Origin of the sequence: Nonomuraea sp. NPDC050022 (genome assembly GCF_044460705.1) — a bacterium.
Lineage (GTDB): Bacteria > Actinomycetota > Actinomycetes > Streptosporangiales > Streptosporangiaceae > Nonomuraea.
On the sequence record NZ_JBITKE010000005.1, the window covers coordinates 540,750 to 558,230 of the forward strand.

Annotated in this window: 19 protein-coding genes; 10 read left to right on the forward strand and 9 right to left on the reverse strand. The window is 67.7% G+C overall.

Translation table 11 applies throughout. The annotated features are described in order from the left end of the window. The first annotated feature begins 15 nt into the window (after positions 1-15). Entirely contained in the window at positions 16-666 is a 651-nt protein-coding gene (locus tag ACIBO2_RS24025; protein WP_358542170.1) for a hypothetical protein, read from the forward strand. Here the strand turns inward: ACIBO2_RS24025 and ACIBO2_RS24030 are convergent. From ACIBO2_RS24030 to ACIBO2_RS24040, 3 genes are all read right to left on the reverse strand, one after another. Beyond that, positions 663-3,317 carry a M48 family metalloprotease gene (locus ACIBO2_RS24030; protein ID WP_358542173.1) on the reverse strand — a complete coding sequence of 885 codons (2,655 nt, stop codon included), beginning with the start codon at positions 3,315-3,317 and terminating at the stop codon, positions 663-665. The two genes, ACIBO2_RS24025 and ACIBO2_RS24030, sit on opposite strands and share 4 nt — an antisense overlap. Further along, positions 3,314-3,796 (reverse strand): hypothetical protein, encoded by a 483-nt coding sequence (locus ACIBO2_RS24035; protein WP_358542175.1) that lies wholly within the window; start codon positions 3,794-3,796, stop codon positions 3,314-3,316. Before ACIBO2_RS24035 ends, ACIBO2_RS24030 begins: the two co-directional genes overlap by 4 nt. 188 nt (positions 3,797-3,984) lie before the next feature. Next, positions 3,985-6,351, reverse strand: coding sequence for a hypothetical protein (locus ACIBO2_RS24040; protein WP_397299279.1), 2,367 nt, complete (start codon positions 6,349-6,351; stop codon positions 3,985-3,987). Between the two features lie 718 nt (positions 6,352-7,069). On the opposite strand from ACIBO2_RS24040, the gene ACIBO2_RS24045 reads away from it, so the two are divergent. Next, the gene (locus tag ACIBO2_RS24045; protein ID WP_358542179.1) at positions 7,070-7,489 is read left to right on the forward strand and encodes a DoxX family protein; all 420 of its coding nucleotides are present in this window, start codon (positions 7,070-7,072) and stop codon (positions 7,487-7,489) included. Positions 7,490-7,600: 111 nt separating this feature from the next. Here the strand turns inward: ACIBO2_RS24045 and ACIBO2_RS24050 are convergent, their stop codons facing one another. From ACIBO2_RS24050 to ACIBO2_RS24060, 3 genes are read right to left on the reverse strand one after another with little or no spacing between them, the layout of a single operon-like run. Next, positions 7,601-8,782 carry a serine/threonine-protein kinase gene (locus ACIBO2_RS24050; protein WP_358542182.1) on the reverse strand — a complete coding sequence of 394 codons (1,182 nt, stop codon included), beginning with the start codon at positions 8,780-8,782 and terminating at the stop codon, positions 7,601-7,603. A 14-nt stretch (positions 8,783-8,796) separates the two neighbouring features. Continuing rightward, the gene (locus ACIBO2_RS24055) at positions 8,797-9,018 is read right to left on the reverse strand and encodes a hypothetical protein (RefSeq protein ID WP_358542184.1); all 222 of its coding nucleotides are present in this window, start codon (positions 9,016-9,018) and stop codon (positions 8,797-8,799) included. Further along, positions 9,015-9,380: an STAS domain-containing protein gene (locus ACIBO2_RS24060; protein ID WP_358178760.1), complete on the reverse strand. Its 366-nt coding sequence runs from the start codon at positions 9,378-9,380 to the stop codon at positions 9,015-9,017. The genes ACIBO2_RS24055 and ACIBO2_RS24060 overlap by 4 nt, the downstream gene beginning before the upstream one ends. Before the next feature lie 224 nt (positions 9,381-9,604). Between ACIBO2_RS24060 and ACIBO2_RS24065 the strand changes: the two genes are divergently transcribed. Then, a complete protein-coding gene (locus ACIBO2_RS24065; protein ID WP_358542190.1) occupies positions 9,605-9,862 on the forward strand; it encodes a hypothetical protein in 258 nt (85 codons plus the stop codon). A gap of 72 nt (positions 9,863-9,934) precedes the next feature. On the opposite strand, the gene ACIBO2_RS24070 is transcribed toward ACIBO2_RS24065, so the two are convergent. Continuing rightward, positions 9,935-10,192 carry a lipopolysaccharide assembly protein LapA domain-containing protein gene (locus tag ACIBO2_RS24070; protein WP_397299283.1) on the reverse strand — a complete coding sequence of 86 codons (258 nt, stop codon included), beginning with the start codon at positions 10,190-10,192 and terminating at the stop codon, positions 9,935-9,937. A 466-nt stretch (positions 10,193-10,658) separates the two neighbouring features. Further along, entirely contained in the window at positions 10,659-10,952 is a 294-nt protein-coding gene (locus tag ACIBO2_RS24075) for a hypothetical protein (RefSeq protein WP_358542196.1), read from the reverse strand. 385 nt (positions 10,953-11,337) lie between these two features. Here ACIBO2_RS24075 and ACIBO2_RS24080 point away from each other — a divergent pair, with 385 nt between their 5' ends. From ACIBO2_RS24080 to ACIBO2_RS24110, 7 genes are all read left to right on the forward strand, one after another. Next, positions 11,338-11,649, forward strand: coding sequence for a UBP-type zinc finger domain-containing protein (locus ACIBO2_RS24080; RefSeq protein WP_364007124.1), 312 nt, complete (start codon positions 11,338-11,340; stop codon positions 11,647-11,649). A gap of 100 nt (positions 11,650-11,749) precedes the next feature. Further along, complete coding sequence (locus ACIBO2_RS24085; RefSeq protein WP_358542202.1) at positions 11,750-12,718, forward strand: acyl-CoA desaturase; 969 nt, start codon at positions 11,750-11,752, stop codon at positions 12,716-12,718. 165 nt (positions 12,719-12,883) lie between these two features. Then, positions 12,884-13,057, forward strand: a complete 174-nt coding sequence (locus tag ACIBO2_RS24090; protein ID WP_358542205.1) for a CsbD family protein — start codon at positions 12,884-12,886, stop codon at positions 13,055-13,057. Positions 13,058-13,167: 110 nt separating this feature from the next. Beyond that, on the forward strand, positions 13,168-13,365 hold the full coding sequence (locus ACIBO2_RS24095) for a hypothetical protein (RefSeq protein ID WP_357943573.1): 198 nt from the start codon (positions 13,168-13,170) through the stop codon (positions 13,363-13,365). Positions 13,366-13,463: 98 nt separating this feature from the next. Beyond that, positions 13,464-14,438 (forward strand): LysR family transcriptional regulator, encoded by a 975-nt coding sequence (locus ACIBO2_RS24100; protein WP_397299288.1) that lies wholly within the window; start codon positions 13,464-13,466, stop codon positions 14,436-14,438. Positions 14,439-14,655: 217 nt separating this feature from the next. Next, a complete protein-coding gene (locus tag ACIBO2_RS24105; RefSeq protein ID WP_358542211.1) occupies positions 14,656-14,952 on the forward strand; it encodes a GlsB/YeaQ/YmgE family stress response membrane protein in 297 nt (98 codons plus the stop codon). A 177-nt stretch (positions 14,953-15,129) separates the two neighbouring features. Continuing rightward, positions 15,130-16,707: an SMI1/KNR4 family protein gene (locus ACIBO2_RS24110; RefSeq protein ID WP_397299290.1), complete on the forward strand. Its 1,578-nt coding sequence runs from the start codon at positions 15,130-15,132 to the stop codon at positions 16,705-16,707. A 33-nt stretch (positions 16,708-16,740) separates the two neighbouring features. Here ACIBO2_RS24110 and ACIBO2_RS24115 read toward each other — a convergent pair. Beyond that, positions 16,741-17,481: benzoate/H(+) symporter BenE family transporter (locus ACIBO2_RS24115; protein WP_397299292.1), on the reverse strand; the 741-nt coding region annotated here is incomplete at its 5' end.

Consider the following 17,481-nt stretch of genomic DNA (forward strand, 5'->3'; position numbering starts at 1 on the left):
CAAACTGGGGGCTCCATGTCAGCGCGTTTACGACTGGCCGTGGTGACCATTCTCGCCGTCACATGGATCGGCGGAGGAGGCGCGAACGGAGCCGAGGCGGGGGTGAAAGCCGACGGCCTCCAGGAGGACATCGGGACGGCCGTCTACGCGGTCAATCGATTCTGGTCGGATCACTGGTCCGACTATTTCCCCGGCAGATATTCGCCGCCCCGCGTCCTGGGCTCCTACGACGGGCGCAGCCCGAACCGGCCCGCGTGCTCGGGATACAAGATGCTGCCCTACAACGCCTCCTACTGCACGACCCAGCATTTCATCGCCTGGGACATCAACCTGATGAGGATGAGCTACACCTACGGCGACGGGCTCGTCTACCAGGTCATCTCCCACGAATGGAGCCACTCCATCCAAAATCGTATGCCGCCCGGATATCTGGTGCCGCAGGTCGAACTGCAGGCGGACTGCATGGGAGGGGCGGCACTCGCGGGGGCGTCGAGGGACGGCACACTCACGTGGGAGCGGGGCGACAGCCGAGAGATCGCGGCGACGCTGCGGGGGCTGTCGGGTGACACGCCGTGGACGAACCCCCGCGATCACGGCAGCGCCACCGAACGGATCAACGCGTTCAACACCGGCGTCCGGTACGGCGTCAGGGCGTGCCTGGCCTAGCTTGTCCGCGGAACGACGCTTGTCCGCAGATCGACCTGGTGTTCGCCCCCGACGAGTACGCAGTAGTGCAGCACTCTGGTGACTACTTTGGTGACCATGTCCGCGCGACCCCTGTCCAGCCAGACGTATCCGGCCTGGGCCATCGCCCGCAGGGCGGGGTCGTCGGACGAGGCGACATGGTTGATGAGCCCGGCCGCCAGCACGTAGTAGCGCTGGTCGGTGTTGAGCGCGTCGCGCACTCCCGGGCTGGCGAACACGCCCAATGCGTGGCGACAGGCGTCGAGCTGCGGAACCGAGCCCGGCTTGATCGGCTGGTCGGCCGCCTCCATGACCGCCCGCTGCCAGGTCATGCGCGCCGCGGGGATGGCCCCGACGGTCAGCCGCCAGTTCAGCAGGGCGCCGTAGACGCCGGCCGCCAGGGCGAGCGTCATCACGATCGTCGCGCTCGCCACGACCGGGCGGTTGACGCTGCGACGCGGTTCTGAGACAGGCGGTCGCCTCCGGGCTCTGAGGAGGCTGCCGCACCCGGCGAGCAGAAGACCGGGGTAGATCGCGTACGTGTACGTGAGGGTGGCGTAGTTGCCGATCGTCACCTGGAGCGGTGCGCCCTGCGCGAAGCAGGCGCCCGCCCGCTCCCACCCGCATTCGGCTACGGCGACATGGCCGAGGATCACCAGGGCCATCGGAACGGCCGCCGTCAGAAGCATGATCCCCGCATGAGCCACGGCCCACGCTCCCGAGCCGCGACCGCCGACCAGGATCCCGGCCGCCAGCGCGGCCAGCGCCAGCAGGCCCACGGCCACGCCCATGGTCACGTAGACGGCCTCGAGGAACTGCCCCGTACCCCTCTGCCGGCTGGCCACGGTGAGCATGGGTTGCAGCGCGAAACCGCCTACCGCCATGAGGCAGCAGGCCACGGCGAACGGCAGGAATGCCCGTACGAGGTGGGCGGACAGGCGCTGGAGCGGGACGGGCGCGGCGTCGTCTAGATGAAGCCGCAGGCCGCTCCCCGGTGCCGGCCGCGCTCGCGTCCCGGCCGCCACTAGGTAGGCGCAGGCCAGCGCGATGGTGAGCACCAGTGGGGTATATCTGACCATCGTCACCAGCGTCACCACCAGCAGGTCCCACGTGACACCGGCCTGGACGACAGCGGCGATGCCATAGAACCAGAAACCCAGCCACGGACCGATCACCACCGCCGACACCACCACGGCCGCCAGGGTGATCGTCCGAGGGTGGGTGGAGCCGGCCAGCCAGGCCGAGGAGCAGGCCTTGGCCCAGGAGAGGAACGCCCTGATGATCAGCAGAAGCACGAGACAGTAGGTGAGTCCGATCAGCGGGTTCGCGAAGGCGAGGGTCCAGATCCACACCTCCGCGCGGATCATGGCCGCGTACTGGCCGGCGATGACGCCCACCGTGAAGCTGGCCGAGGCCCACCACAGACTCATCCGCGAACCATGTCCCGCGAGCCGCCCGGTGCTCGCCCTCCAGACGGCCACGACGAGGACGCCCGAGATGAGCAGCCCGAACATGAGCCCGGGCATGAAGTAGCGGGCCTCGATCACCCCCTCGGTGTCGAGCTGGGAATAGGAGTGGTAGACGGGTGCGAAACCCAGGCCCGCCAGCGAGCCCGCGCTGAACATCTCCCACTGGTCCAGGCGCAGGAGCCGGCCCGGCTCGTTCAGTACGTCCAGGCGATAGCGCCGGGCGGGATGGCTGGTGAAGAAGCGCAGCGGCCCCGGGTAGCGCCGGTTCGACGAGGCGGTCTCGATCGCCGCGGCCATCGTCTCCTGTCGTTCGGCGGTGTCGCCCGCCCTGACGTCCGCGTGATGCTCGCGGGCGCGAAGTACCGCGGTCCTGGCCAGCCACAGCACCAGGGTCATCACCGCCAGCCTGGCGCACTGCGTAAGCAGACCGCCGGGAACCCAGATCGCCGTGGCGACCAACGCGGGCACGCAGGCCGTCAGCAGGAACGACCACCAGATCGCCACCGTGAAGTGCGCGATACCGACGTCGCGGTTGCGAATGTGCGCCAGTTCGTGCCGCAGGACCGCCTCGGTAACAGCGGGCGTCGTCGCGTGCGCGAGGACCAGCCCCATGCTCAGCACCACCATGTGGCGTCGCGGCAGGCCGAGCGCGCGTCCGGTGACTTCTCCCCTTCCCGGATCCACCAGCAACCGGACGTTCTTGCCGGGAGCCTCCTCCTCGGCGATGGCGGTGAACGTACGTACCAGGTTCGCGTGGGCTTCGCCGTCACTCACCTCCGCGAGGGCCATGAGTCCGCGGCGGAAGGCCCACAGCGGGTGAAGCGCGTAGAGCAGCAGGGCGAACAGCGCGGGCACGACGAGCGACCCGATCGGCAGGAGTGCCTCGCCCGCCGTCACTGCCGCGGCGCACTCGCCGTACCTGTCCACAAGGAGGGTCGGTTCGACCGAGCCCACGCCGGAGCGCAGCGAGGACAGGCACTCCGCGTGCCGGACGTGCTCGGGCAGATAGGCGACGCGTAGCCGGAGCTCGAACAGGAACAGGGCGAGATAGAGGGAGCAGGCGATCGTCGCGGTGATCAGGATGAGGAACCGGGACGTAGTCGACGACGGCAGCGTGAACGGATTCAGCCTGCGGCCTGACACCATCTCCCCCGCCGTGGTCACCTCTCGCCCGACAAGTGGCCGAAGGTCGCCTGTCGCAGGCGGAGGGCGGTGGCCTTGTCCACGCCCAGCGCGAGCGCGATCTCCTCGACCGCTTGCGCGGTCTCCTTCACCTGAGCGGGGTCGAGAACGGGAACAACGGTCTCAGAGCCGGCGATCGGCGCCGGGCGCGAAGGGAAGAGCTTGTTCCGCACGCTCTTGGAGACCTGTTTCGAGGTACGTTCGACGGCCTGCGTGAGCGTGTTGGTCGCCGCGCCGGTCAGGACGGTCAGGACGATGGGCGTCAGGAGCGTCACCGCGTCCGCGAGCGAGAACCCGAGAAGGTCGTCACCGCCGCCGCGGAAGGCTCGCCGGGGGTTTCTCCGGGTGGCCTGGGCGATCGCCGGAAAGTATTCCGCCTCTTTGGGGGCGGCCTCGGCGACAATGGCGCGAGCGATGTCGTCGAAGCGACGAACGGCCCCGTTCTCCGATTCCAACGCCATATCCGTCCTTACCGAATGAATGGCCAGAGTCACCGCATGTTAACTACCGTTCCGGCAGGAACACCAGAAAGAAAAGTTCCGGCCGGCGTGGTACGTGTTGCGCGTCAAGTCCAAAAGTAATTCCGATTCGGGCGGAAATGATGCGCTATGTCCGGCTGGGCAGCCAAGGAGGGCCGCCCGCAAGACCTTTATGTGCTCGGGCAGTCGAACGCGCCCTTGGGCCCCCAGGTGGTCCTGAGGTCGTTGGTGTCGCGCTGCCCGCACTCCATCACGATGGATGGTCCCGTAGGCGTCGCGCGGAGCATCAGGAACCGCTTCTGGAGAGGCGCGGGAACCGCGGTCGCCCATGGATCCTTGACGAAACGGATGATCCCTGTCGCGCCCCGAAGCCCGGACTCTCCTCCGATGCGGTAGCGGAAATGGCTGGCCACTGATCCCCTCCCGCAGCCGGCCGGCCCGTTCTCCCGGCACACGGTGTTGATTCCCGACACCATGGTGACGAGACCGTCATAGGCGATCGGTCCTCGCCAGTTGTCGTACCAGGGATCATTGGTGGTCTTGTACAGGTCCAGGTAACGGTGGGTGTAGTCATCGCCGGCGCTGTTGGGCGGGCTGCTCGGCAGCGCGTGCGCGGAGTAGAAGAGCGTCACGCCGGCGAAGTCGGTGGGAAATCGCTCTTTGAGGACGGACGTGGTCGAGATGTCGCCACCGCTGACCACCGTGAACGACGCGGGGCAGGCGGCGCTGTCCTTGGCCGCGACGAGAAAGTCCCGCAGGCGCTCCCCCCTGCCGGACCAGAAGACCACGGTGCGATCGTCGGCACTTTGAGCCAGTTGCGCGCACGCCTTTTCGAGCAACTCCGAGTCGCTGGTCACGAACGTGCCCATGGGATGGACGGACGTCGCCGATCCCGGCGGCGGGAACCAGATGACGTGAGCCTTGTCCATGGGGAACTCGGTCACGAGGTCCTCTCCGAGCCGGAGGCTGTAGTTGTCAGTGGGGTCGCCGATGACCAGTGCTTTGTCAGCGGGGACACAGCGGCCGGATTCACCCGCCCGGATGATGTTGGCCTGTCGAGCGAACGCCGCGAACATGCGCGCCTGGTACGGGTTGTCGAAGGAGATCTGATGGTAGAGCGGATGGGCCTGCATATCTTCGGAGGTAGCGCCCATACCGAGGATGGGCAGCCCGCCGTCGCCAAGGGTCTTCAGGGCCTCGAGTGTCTGCTGTCTGCTCTCGCCAAGCCCGATGACACCAAGGACGGTCTCGGTTGACTGCCGCACCACCTGCTGAGCGATCTGAGGCGCTTGGGCGTAGTCCTTGCCGGCCTCCCGGATGTCGACGATGACGAAGACGTTGCCCGAGAGCTGATCCTTCGTTCGCGGATTGCCCTCGGCGAGTTCGTTCATCTTCCGTTGCGCCAGTCGGATGCCGTGCAGTTCTGGGATCACGCCGTTGTAGGCGACTCCGGCGTCGAAGGCGCCCGCGACACCGGAGCCCAGGTAGACGATTCTCTTGATCGTGTATCTCATGTCGGGGTTCTTACTGGCCAGGCCCCTGACTCGGGTGTTCTCGGCGTCGATCGCCTGCTTGTCGGCGTTGTAGAGACGGGTCGCCTCCTGAGAGGAGAGCAGGCCGACCGGCGTGGCCGCCGTCGCCGCATGACCAGCGGTCTCGCCGAGACAGGTCTCATCCCTGGACCAGGGCCAGAATTGGAAAAGCCGCGCGGCGCCGAAATAGCCGCCAACGGTGGGGATCACGATCTGCAGGACAGCGACGGCGACAACCAGGGCGGAGCTTCTCAGCCGCACCGGAATCTTGTACGCGCCGGCGAGCTTCTCCGCGGTGGCACCCGCCGCTATGTCCCTCGTCGTCACCTGAAGCTCGGTGTCTCCGTGCAGGATGAGACGGAGCGTGGCCTCGGCGAGATTCGGCGCACCCGCGGCCTGACCGGATCGAGCGAAAATCACGGTGATGTGTCGCGCCTTGGTGTCCTCTATCGCCTGCCGAACGAGATCAGCCAGCTCGTCGCCGTTCTTGATGAACACCATGAATCCGCTCTGCCGGCGTCGCCGCCAAGGAGACAGACGCGGGGTGAACGCCGCGTCCAGATCGCACAGGAGCGCGCGGAGGAGCACGCCTTCCTTCTTCTGCTCGTCGCTGCCGCGCATGATGGTCGCGGCCTGCTCGAAAAAATCCTCGTGGCTCGCCCCGGCGAATTTCGCGAACCAGTTGCGGCGCATGCGACGTCGCCATGCCCCGCCGAACCGCAGCTGTTCGAACCAGCCCGCGAACACGATGACGAAGCCGACCAATCGGATCCACCAAAGAACCGGATCAGGCGCGCCCGGAAGTTGGATGAACCGGCACAGGAAAGGGTGCAGCTTTCTGAAGGCGCAATCCTGCGGATCCATTCCGGCGCAGGCATCCGACTCAAGCGCCCTGAAGACGTTGTATTGGGGGAAGCGAAGCGTGCCCCACCCTCTCGGAGCTGTCAGCCCTGTCGCGATCTGCCGCGCCACACGAGCCCGCTCATCCACCACCGCGTGCGGCACCAGTGGTGTCTTGCCGAGCCGCAGCCGGTTTGTCAGGGCGTCGATGAGTACCGTGGGCGCCAAAGTGGCCGGACCGCCCGCGGCTCCCTCATGAATTCCTATGAGCAGGCGGCCCCGCCACTTCCTGCGGCGAAGCACCTTTGCGAAGACGGCTTTGGCGAAGTCGTCGAAGATCTGCTCCCGGCTGGTCATGTAGAGAAGTATTTTCCGGCAAGCGCCTGTGGCGGGTAAGAGAGGTCAAGCTGCAACACAGATGTAACGGGCACGGCCATTTCAAGATCGGCCCCTACCGTTAGAACAAGAGAGCGGCCAATAGCGATAAAGGCGGCCCTCAACTCGAATAGCCGCTATTACCCGAAATGTAGCTAAAGGTCACATGCCCGGCTTCGGCTGCGGACGGCCATCATCTGGGCCCGCCAGGCGCGGTGGAACAGGCCACCCTGGCCCCGACCCGGTCACGCAGGGGTGAAAATTTCACTGACCGGCCGAGTCAGCGCGGGTATCCGACCACATGAGGCGTTTGCCGACCGCTGAGGGCGCCTTTTTCCGAGGACCGATGTTGACAGTTCACGATCACCTTCCAGAAACTCGTTGGGAGCGCTCCCAATGTCCTTCCAGCGGATCATGCCATGGCACGGCATCGCGGCCGCCCTCCGCCGGGCCGGCTGCCGACATGCCATGAACCCGCTTGTCGATCTCTTTCTGAAAGGGATGCGCCATGGAGCTTCTGGCCAAGAATCAGGGACTGGTCCTGGCCCTGTACCGGTTCGTGGTGGGTCTGCTGTTCGCCTGCCACGGCGCCGCGACCCTCTTCAACGTGCTGGGCGGGCCGCACGGCCAGGCACCCGGCTTCGGGCAGTGGCCCGGGTGGTGGGCCGCGGTCATTGAACTGGCCGGCGGGATCTTCGTCCTGCTCGGGCTGGGCACCCGCACCGCCGCCATCGTCTGCTCCGGCACCATGGCGTACGCCTACTTCGTGGTCCACCAACCCCAGGCGTTGTTCCCGATCCAGAACGGCGGCGAACCGGCCGTCCTCTTCTGCTGGTCGTTCCTGATCATCGCCGTCTTCGGGCCAGGACGCTGGGCACTGGCCACGCTGCTGCCCTCGCGAACTCTGGAGTACGACAGCGGCAGATGACGGCCTGCCGATCCCTGAGCAGCCCCGGGTTGGTTGGAGGCTCCCAAAACGAAGGCTGGGAGCCATGCCCGCACTGGGGAAGTACCCCCCGAGAACTGCGTGATCGCGCCATCAAGATGGCCTGCGTGAGGAGACCGGAGGTAAGGCCGGCGTCTGCCGGCTCAGGGCCGTGCATGCCCAACTGAGCGCGGCGGAGGCCGCCATCGTTGGGGGGATGCGGTCTGCGGGCGTGTAGCTGAGCCACTGGTCAATGAGCCGGCTCAGGCACTCGGGTACGAGCGGGTTGTAGCGGTCAACGGGTTCGGGCCGGGTTCCGGCCCGCATCAGGTGGTGCACCTGCAGCGGATCGGTGCCGGCGTCGGTTTCGCGTCGCAGCGGGGCCAGGCCGGTCAGCAGCCAGTAGGCCAGGGCACCGACGCCGTACAGATCGGACAGACTGCTGGGGGCGGCGTCGGTGACGCCGAGTTGCTCGGGGCTGGCGAACCATTTGGTGCCGCCGGGCAGGACCGTCGACACGCTTTTGCCGGCCTGGTGCAGTTGTGACATTCCCCAGTCGATGATCTTGATGGTGGCGGGGCCGTCCAGGACGATGTTCTGCGGCTTGATGTCGAGGTGGATGATGTCGCTCAGGGCGGCGGCCTGCAACCCGGCCAGCACCTGGCCCAGGATCCGCAGGCTCCACCTCAGGGAGACGTCGGCGCCTGGCCTGCCGTGGAGGTGGAGGTTGAGGCTGCCTGGCTGGTAGAGGGGCGAGATGAGGTAGACCGCCTGGGATCTGGGATCCTGGCCGGCGTCGATGATCTGCCCGATGTGCCGGTGGTGCAGGCGCATGCTCCGTGCCTCCCGTAGGAAGGTGCGAAACCGCTGGGGGTCGTTGTGGGCCTGGTGGAACACCTTGGCCACGACGGTGGTGGCGGGGTCGGCGAGCTCGTAGGCCTGGTACAGGCTGGCCATGGCGCTGGCGTCGGCGTTCAAGGGCGCGTAGATCCGCCAGCGGTCGTTGAGCACCATGATCGGCGCGGGGCCGGCAGCGAGTGCGGGCGCCGGCTGCGTGACCTGGCCTGCCTGGGCCCGGCGCGGGGGCGGATGCCGGCATCGCACTCGTTCTAGCTTGGCCGCGGCGATGATCTGCTCGGCGTCGGTGCGGGCCTGGGCGAGGATCGCGGCGGCTTGGATCCGGGCTTCGCCCAGCACCTGATGGCGTAGCCGAACCAGCTCGGCCGTCGCCTCAACGGGAAGGCAAGGGCGCGGCCCGGCGGTCATCCTGGTGGCAGCGGCGGCGAGAACAGACATGTGCCGACGACGTCTCAGCGCGCTGCCGCGGAGCCGAACCCGGCCCTGCCTCGGCCCGGGGTGCCGTACATCGGGAAGCTGTGGTCCGGGCCGGTGAGGCGCAGCACTCTGGCCAGGTGCGAGCGGGGGGCGGCCAGGCCGAGGACGATGTCCAACTCGTCGCACAGGCGGACGACAGTGGCGGTGGCGGGGACGAGCCACAGACCTGTCCCGATGCGGGGATGGAGGGCCGTCATGAGGTGCTCCGATCCTGTAGGCGAAGACCGGCCGTCTGGTGCCAGCCGGTGAGCTGGAACAGGCGTCGCAGCTGCGGGGAGGGCGAGCGCAACGTCAGAGCATGGCCGTCGCGCATACCGGCGGCGGCGGCGACCAGGGCGCGCAGTCCGCCGACGTCGCAGAACACCAGGCCGCTCAGGTCGACGCAGAAGCCGCCGCCGCCCGCCAGCGCGGCCAGTGCCCCGGTCAGGGCCGGTAGGGTGGCGTGGTCGAGCTCACCTTCGATCCGCAGGCCCACGGGATCGACCAGCGGCGTGATGCGCAAGAGCCGATCGGCGAGCGTGTCAGGGGTGCGTGCGCCGAGTGTGTCCGCGGTATTCATGCTGGCTCCTACGGGCGGGGAGTGCGGGATAAGGTGGCCGCGGGTGTGAGGCGGTCATGAACACGTTGCGGAGGGGCGGCGTGAGCGGAGCCGTCTGGTGCGATGGTCTGATCATCTGGCGGGCTCGACCAGGTGGAAAGCGGCAATCGGCACAAGGCTTATCATCAGCCGTGATCATTGGGGCGGATCGCGGTCGGAGCTCAAGGACGGCATGGTGAATGGCGTTGACTGCTCAACCTCCGCTGCCGCCGGATCAGAACGACGGCGTGGATCAGGCGCTGACCGACGTCTTGATGGCGATCGGTACCGCTTCGCGCGCCCTCGCCTTTCAGCACGCGATGCGCATGGCCTGTCGTGGTGACCGGCAGCGGCTGGCCGCCTGTCTGGAGACGATGACGCCTGGTCGGCTCGCCGAGGTGGCCGCCGCCTCCCGATTGCTGAGCGCCGCGGCCGAGCAGACGCTCGCCAGGAGGAACCCGTAGCGCTCGGGCAGTGTCCCGCCAAGACGTGTGATCAGGAGGCGTGGTCGCCGGGGCGGGGAAAGTGTCCGCCGGTCAGCGGTTCTGACGGCGTCGCCGGCTGGCCAGACGCCGGAGTTGGGTGATGCGAGCGGTGCCGAGCACAAGAGTGAGCAGGACCCCGCTGAGCATGGCGATCCGCATCGCGACCGCGAGCGGCAGCGTGCCGTGCAGGCCGAGGAAGGACACCTGCGTGGCGGTGGTGTTCTGCAGCATGAACACGATGAAGGCGACGGACACGAGCGTGGCGACCCACACACCCGCCCAGGCCACGCTGGTACGGGTGACGGGCACCGGCCTGGAGTTCTCGGCGCTTGAGCCCGGGCCCGCGGGGCGCTCGGCCGGCGCCGATAAGCTTTCGCCTTGAGGCACATCGGCTTCAGCCGTCTCAGCAGATGGCCCGGATCTGGTGCGGAAGCGGTGCAGGATGTCCATGACAACCCTTTCGGTGAGCCGGCCTGGCAGGCACCTCTAATGCGGCGGGATGTCGTCGTTTCCGGATACCTCGAATCTACGTCACTCACCCGGCACGCCAAGCGGGCGCTCACCAGAGCGGCCGGCCAGGCGGTCAACGCCGCCAGGTCCCGTTCCGGGCCTTCGGTCATGCGGGATGCGAATCCCGGGTACCCGGGACGCCGGCAGCTCCTTTGCCGCCCGCTCGATATTTGAAGGCCGGAATAAAAAATGCCCGCGCCATGACGCGAGAATATTCTCGCACGCCACAGCACAGGCTTAGCTTTCCGCGATGTTCAGTTGATGATCAGCTCTTGTCGCGAATCACATCGTAGTTGGAGAACTCGATCGGGCCCTCGCACAGTTTGGCCATGTGCGCGTTGAACCGGTCGGTTTCCGGCAGCTTGCTGTTGCTCTGGGCCTCCTCGTAGGAGGAGAACTCCACGATGGCCACGTAGTGATCGGGTCGATCGCGGCGCTTCGCCACGACCTCGCGCTTTACATAGTGCTTGCCCTTGGCCTGCGTCCGCCACTCGTTCATGAGCGACTCGACTTCGCCGGCACGCTTGGTATCGAATTCCAGAATCTGTACGAAGCTCATAAGAGCCTCCCTTTTCTTTGGCTTGCATTCCTCATTCAATACCCATCCGCAATAAATAGCAAGGGAAATTTCGCACAACTGAGCGAATTCCACTCTCGGCATAAGATGGCAGGAGGTTTCGCACCGCTGAATTCTCCGGCCGATTTCGCTGTCCGGCGGGCCTCGAAGTCGCGATCCGGCAGGTCAAGCCGATCCGGTGGCCTCTTGAAAGATCTCTCCGCCCCTGGCAGGGCAGACATGGCGCGGCCGACGTGCTCGCAGGTGGCTATCGCCGCAGCTGATGAGGCGAGCTGGGATTGCGTGTTTCCGCCGGACGGCTGAGCACTTTGACTGGTGAGTGACCAGCTGGCGCACCTTGCGTCGCTGTCACCGTGAGGGGGTCGCGATGACCCTGGACGCACAGGGCATGGACGCGACCGACCGTGCAGGCCTGAACGGTCAGGCGCCCCGCTGCGATCACATCGACCAGCTTCCCACCGTGCGGTATGGACCGCCCGAATGCAAGGAATGCCTGGCCCTCGGCCAGACCTGGACACGCCTGCTGGTGTGCCTGACCTGCGGTTGGGTGGCCTGTTCCGACGATTCGCAGGGCGGTCACGCCAAGGCCCACTACCAGGAGACCGACCATCCGGTGGCCGCCACTCTGGGGCCCAGGTCGACCTGGCGCTGGTGCTACGTGCACCGGCGGACGGTATAGATGAGGAGAAGGCTACTTCATGACTGTTTCCGAACGACCGGTTTCCGAACGACCGGTTTCCGAACGACCGGTTTCTGAACGACCGGTTTCCGAACGACCGGTGAAACGTCGGCAGGACTACGACGGCACCTCGCCGTTCCCCGGGGCCGGAGAGCACGTGCCGGCCGGGCGGGCGCAGACGGCACTGACCGCGTCGATCGTGATCGCGCCGTTCGCCGCGCTCGGCGCGGTGATCTACCTGGCGTGGGGGCAGGGGGTCGCGCTCACCGACATGCTTCTGGCCGCGGGCTTCTACGTGGTGACCGGGCTCGGGGTGACGGTCGGTTTCCATCGGCTGCTCACCCACGGCTCGTTCACCGCCCGGCCATGGCTGCGCGTGACGCTGGCGGTCGCGGGGTCGATGGGCTTCCAGGGCAACGTGATCGACTGGGTGGCGGTGCACCGCCGCCATCACGCCTTCACCGACCGACCGGGCGATCCCCATTCGCCCTACCGGTACGGGACCGGCCTGCGTGGGCAGCTTCGGGGGCTTGCCCACGCCCATCTGGGCTGGCTGTTCGCCGACGATCAGACTCCGGCCGAGCGTTACGCCCCGGACCTGCTGGCCGATCCTGCCATGACCCGGGTGGCCCGCGCCTTCCCCGCGCTGTGCGTGGTGTCGCTGGCACTGCCGTTCCTGGCCGGGTGGGCGATCACCGGCACCCTGTACGGCGGCCTGACCGCCTTCCTGTGGGCCGGGCTGATCCGCATCGCGTTGCTGCAGCACGTCACCTGGAGCGTCAACTCGCTGTGCCACCTCATCGGCAGCCGGCCGTTCAAGACCCGCAACCACGACCGGGCGACGAACCTGTGGCCGCTGGCCCTGCTGTCGTTCGGCGAGAGCTGGCACAACGGCCATCACAGCGAGCCGACCTGCGCCCGTCACGGTCTCGACCGGGGCCAGATCGACCTGTCCAGCGGGGTGATCCGCCTGTTCGAGCGGCTGGGCTGGGCAAGTGACGTGCACTGGCCCGACCCCGAACGCCTCCGGCACCGCCGTACCGGCCCGCTCTCACCGGCCGGAGACTGACCGATTCCCCGTCAATTCCGCTGCCGCCGAATCCCGGATACGCCCAGCGCTCATCGGTTCCGGTGATAACCGGCGCCGCCATTGCTCGTTTCCTCCCATCAGGCTGGGACGGACACTGGGCTTCCAAGCCGCCTGACCGCGGCACAGCAGTGAAGGAAGATCACGATGAGTCTGCGTTGGGAAATCAGCAACAAGGTCCAGGTCCTCAAGGGCAGGGTCAGGCAACTCTTCGGCCGCCTCACCGGCGACCGGCGCCAGCAGAGCGCGGGCAAGAGCGATCAGGTCGCAGGCAATCTGAAGCAGGCCGGCGGAAAGATCTGGGACGCCTTCAAACGCTGACCCTCCGCTTCGACAACCGCTCGGCGGCTACGGAGTCGAAGTCGGATGCCGGCGAGCTCCGCGATGACCCCGTCCACCCCCGTGCAAGCACGAAGATGGAGGTAGAACCGATGCGCGTAGCATCAGGAGCGCTGATCCTTTGGCTGATCGTCGGTGCCGTCGCCGCAGGCCAGCGCAACTACTACACGGGGCCGGTGGAGAACTGCAATCAGGTGGCCACTATCGCGGTGACGATCCTGGCCGGCCCCCTCAACTACTTCGGCATGAAGCCGCAGATCGCCTGCCAGACACCTCAGCCCAGCAAGTAGGGCCCGGCTCGCCTCCAGAAGTTCACCCGCCCACGAGGAACCTAGAGTGGGAGACGACAGTCCGCATCGGCGCCGCCTGGGCAGAGAGGGTGGCGAGCATGGAATTACGGCAGCTACGCTATTTCGTGACGCTGGCCGAGGAGCTGCATTTCGGCCGCGCGGCCGCCCGCGAGCACATCGTGCAGTCGGCACTGAGTCAGCAGATCCAGCGGCTCGAACGCGAGCTGGACGTGCGACTGCTGGACCGCAGCACCCACCACGTCGACCTGACCCCGGCCGGCGCGGCCTTCCTCGTCGAAGCGCGCCAGATCCTCGATCACGTCAGCCGAGCCGCGCAGGTCGCGCGCACCGCCGCCGCCTCGGCGCCCACGCTGCGCGTCGGCATCATCGACGCCGGCTACGACACCATGCCGCAGATCCTGCGCGAGCTCCAGCGCAACCATCCCGGCATCACGATCCACCAGGTCGAGGCGGGCACCCCAGAGCAGTACCGGCAACTGGCCGACGGCCGCCTGGACATCGCCATCGGACACGCCTCCCAGACCCCGGCCGAGGTGACCTCCAAGCTCATCAGGCTCGATCCGCTCGGCGTGCTGGTACCCGACGACCACCGCTTCGCCGACCTCGACGGCGTGCCCGTCGCCGCCCTCGCCGACGAGCTGCTACTGCTCGGCGAGGAATCGCAGACGCCGGAGCTCAATCAGTTCGTCCTCGCGCTGTGCCGCTCGGCCGGGTTGACGCCCACCCTCTACGAGGGCACCGTCGAAAGCTCCCGGGCCGCCGCCGACCTCGTACTCCAGCATCGCTGCGTGCACTGTGTCCCTTCCTCGTTCCGCTCCTCCAACCGGCCCGGCACCACCTGGCGGCCTTTGGCCGACCCCGCGACGCACTACCCCTGGTCGCTGCTGTGGCACGACGCCAACCCTTCCCCGCACATCGCCATCGTCATCGAGATCGCCCGGCGGCTGGCCGAACGGCTCGACTGGCTGGAGCCCGTCGCCCTGGCCGCCGAGCCGGCATCCGGCGAAGGTGCTCCGGCAGCCACCGGCCGCCGCAGCGATGATCCGTTGTGACGCGCCGGGCTCAACCCTGGTCGCGCCGCACCCTGGTGATCGGTCCTGGAGATTAATCCTTCACATATCGCCGGTTTCTGCCCCATTACGCAGGGTGTTGGCTGGAAGTGTTCGACGGTCGGTGCCGCCAATCATGCGATGGCCGGCCTCCTGCTTCGACCGGTCCGGAAGACCGATCCCGCGCAGACATCGACGCACCGCCACAGGGAGTTCGGTCATGGGCATCATCGCTTGGATCATCCTCGGACTGGTCGCCGGACTGCTGGCCAGAATGCTGGTCCCCGGCAAAGACCAGCAAGGCTTGATCATCACCCTCGTACTCGGCGTCGCCGGCGCGCTGCTCGGCGGTTTCGTGGCCACCAAGGTGTTCCACGTCTCGGGCATCCAGGGATTCTTCAACCTGTCCACCTGGGTCTGCGCCATCGTCGGCGCGGCAGTCCTGCTGCTCGTCTACAACCTGATCACCGGCCGGCGCACTGGCCGTCGTTCGGGCCGCTGGGCCAGCCGACGATGACCCCGCCCAGCACGCCTCTCACCTCTCCCCCGTGCTCACACGCCTGCCGCAGCGGGGGTGACTGCCCAAGCGCGCAGGCCGAGGATGTCCACAGGGTGGCCGGGCCACGAGCCCGCAGGGCCTGGTAAGGCGATCTCAGCGAGACAGCGGCCGGGTGCAATGCAGCACAATCCAAGCATGGATCTTGCCGCCCTGGCCGCCGTCATCGGCCCGCCGCCCCCTGCCGCCTTTCCCGTCGACTGGCCCGGCGTTGAACAGTGGCTCGGTCTCCGGCTTCCCGACGACTACAAAGAGTTCGCCGAGAGGTACGGACCTGTGCTGGTCGGGGAGTGGATCTGGGTCGTGGTGCCCCATGACTCCTACCGCGGCGGCGCTTTCCGACAATACGACCAGCGGCAAGGGGTGCAACGCGCCATCCGTGCCGGCGACCCGCCGGCTCACCCATACGCCTTTCATCCCGAACCGGGCGGGCTCCTGGTCTGGGGTGAGTCGCGCGGAGGCGAGTACCACTTCTGGGACACCTCGGTCTCCGCCGACCCGAACGACTGGCCGACCAGGATCTTCACCCAGCATGGGCCGAATGAGACGTGGCGGCTGGTGGACGCACCCATGACGGAGGTGCTCGCCGCACGGGTGAGCGGCAGTCCGGATCTGGGAGAGGCCCTGCCCGCGGTGTCGCCTCCGTACGCCTGGGACTTCGCCCCGCTCGTGCTGAAGGACGCGCCTGAGCGGGCCTCCTTCCCGGGCACGCCGCTCGCGCTCGAGGTCGCCGGGCAGGCGGCGAGGGTCGAGGCGGTCACGGGCATGCCCGAGGACTATGCCGCGCTTGTCGGCGAGTACGGCGGTGGGAGGCTGGCCGGCGTACTGCGACTGCTTGCTCCGGGGGCGCCGAAGGGCTTCGACCTGGATGCGGAGGAGGCCGTGGTGAGCGAGCGGTTGCGCTCGCGGCGGGCCGCGGGCGAGCGGGTGGTCCCGTCACCGATCGCGCCCGAGCCGGGCGGGTTGCGGTTGTGGGGGGTGTTCGACGGAGGTGAGACGTGCTGGTGGCTTCCCGTCAGCGGTGAGCCGGACGAGTGGCCGGTGGTGCTGCTGGATGCCGACGGGCTGGGGTGGCAGCGGCTGCCGTACGGCGCGTCGGGGTTCCTCGACCGGTGGCTGGACGGGCGGCTGGACCTGCCCGTGCTGTCGGTGTCGGCGGTGCCGCGTCCGCGCGTGCTGTTCCCGCCGGGCGTCGACCCCGCACCTCCCGCCACGCCCGCAGAAGAGGGGCCGCGAGACGCGCTGGCGCAGTTGGCGACGATCATCGGCGAGCCGCGGACCGGTGGCCACACCTATGACTGGCCGCGGATCGAGCAGTCGCTCGGCGTACGGCTTCCGAGCGACTACAAGCGGTTGTTCGCGGCGTACGGGACGATCGGGATCAACGGCATCATGATCGGGCAGCCGGAGGACCTCCAGCCGCAGCACGAAGAGCAGGTCGAATATCTCGACTGGGACGAAGACGAGGCGATGCCCGTACATCCCGCGCCGGGAGGGCTGCTGTGGTGCGCGAACACCGAAGGCCGCGACTGCATCTGGTGGGACACCGGCGATCCGGACCCCGACCGGTGGACGATGGTCTGGGACGTCGAATTCGACCGGCACACCTTCCCCGGCACCCTCACGGAGCTAGTGATCGCCGACCTGACGAGCAGGCTGGCCGCACCGCTCACCGGCCTGAATCCGTCAGCTGACGGGCCCATGATGTGGTTCTGAGGGGCGAGAACGGATCGGTCGTCGAGTGTTCCACTATGACGGCTGATCGACCGACATACCAGCCATCCGGGCCTCGGTTTCCGCCGTGGATGATGATCGCCGTTCCACCGGTGGTCGCCTGTGCAGCAGGAGTGCGGTCAGGCCGCCCGCGACCAAGCCCCAGAACGCCGCGCCGATGCCCAGGATCGTCATCCCCGATGCTGTGACCACGAAAGTGACCACCGCCGCCTCCCGCCCCTCCGGCTCGGTCACCGCGCCCGCCAGCGACGAGCCGAGCGCCGGTAGCAACGCGAGTCCGGCCACCGCGATGACCAGTACGGGTGGGGACAGCAGCACCAGAGCCATGGCCAGGCCGGCGCCGAGGCCGAGCGTCAGCTGCCCGGCGCCGAGGGCCACCGTCGCGATCCACCGGCGACCGGGGTCAGGGTGGGTGTCCGGGCCGGCGGTCAGTGCCGCGGTGATCGCGGCCAGGTTGATGGCGTGACCGCCGAACGGTGCCGCCGCCGCGCTCGCCAGACCGGTCGCGACGAGGACCGGGCGCAGGGGCGGCTTGTACCCGTATGTCGCCATGACCGCCATACCGGGGACGTTCTGCGCGGCCATGGTGACGAGAAACAGCGGGATGGCGATGCTCACCACTACGGACAGGTTCAGCGTCGGGGCGGTCAGCTCGACCATGGGCCGCAGCGACGCGCCGGACAGGCCGTTGCCGGGCCCGTGCACCGCGATGGCGATGACCGCCACGACGAGCGCGCCCGGAACGGCCCATTGCCG

Excerpts from the sequence above, each read along its gene's own strand:
- ACIBO2_RS24060 (WP_358178760.1), bottom strand. The coding sequence starts at position 9,380 with ATGAATACCGCGGACACACTCGGCGCACGCACCCCTGACACGCTCGCC.
- ACIBO2_RS24110 (WP_397299290.1), top strand. The coding sequence starts at position 15,130 with ATGGATCTTGCCGCCCTGGCCGCCGTCATCGGCCCGCCGCCCCCTGCC.
- ACIBO2_RS24105 (WP_358542211.1), top strand. The coding sequence starts at position 14,656 with ATGGGCATCATCGCTTGGATCATCCTCGGACTGGTCGCCGGACTGCTG.
- ACIBO2_RS24055 (WP_358542184.1), bottom strand. The coding sequence starts at position 9,018 with ATGACGGCCCTCCATCCCCGCATCGGGACAGGTCTGTGGCTCGTCCCC.
- ACIBO2_RS24100 (WP_397299288.1), top strand. The coding sequence starts at position 13,464 with ATGGAATTACGGCAGCTACGCTATTTCGTGACGCTGGCCGAGGAGCTG.
- ACIBO2_RS24090 (WP_358542205.1), top strand. The coding sequence starts at position 12,884 with ATGAGTCTGCGTTGGGAAATCAGCAACAAGGTCCAGGTCCTCAAGGGC.
- ACIBO2_RS24045 (WP_358542179.1), top strand. The coding sequence starts at position 7,070 with ATGGAGCTTCTGGCCAAGAATCAGGGACTGGTCCTGGCCCTGTACCGG.
- ACIBO2_RS24035 (WP_358542175.1), bottom strand. The coding sequence starts at position 3,796 with ATGGCGTTGGAATCGGAGAACGGGGCCGTTCGTCGCTTCGACGACATC.
- ACIBO2_RS24050 (WP_358542182.1), bottom strand. The coding sequence starts at position 8,782 with ATGTCTGTTCTCGCCGCCGCTGCCACCAGGATGACCGCCGGGCCGCGC.
- ACIBO2_RS24080 (WP_364007124.1), top strand. The coding sequence starts at position 11,338 with ATGACCCTGGACGCACAGGGCATGGACGCGACCGACCGTGCAGGCCTG.
- ACIBO2_RS24025 (WP_358542170.1), top strand. The coding sequence starts at position 16 with ATGTCAGCGCGTTTACGACTGGCCGTGGTGACCATTCTCGCCGTCACA.
- ACIBO2_RS24075 (WP_358542196.1), bottom strand. The coding sequence starts at position 10,952 with ATGAGCTTCGTACAGATTCTGGAATTCGATACCAAGCGTGCCGGCGAA.
- ACIBO2_RS24095 (WP_357943573.1), top strand. The coding sequence starts at position 13,168 with ATGCGCGTAGCATCAGGAGCGCTGATCCTTTGGCTGATCGTCGGTGCC.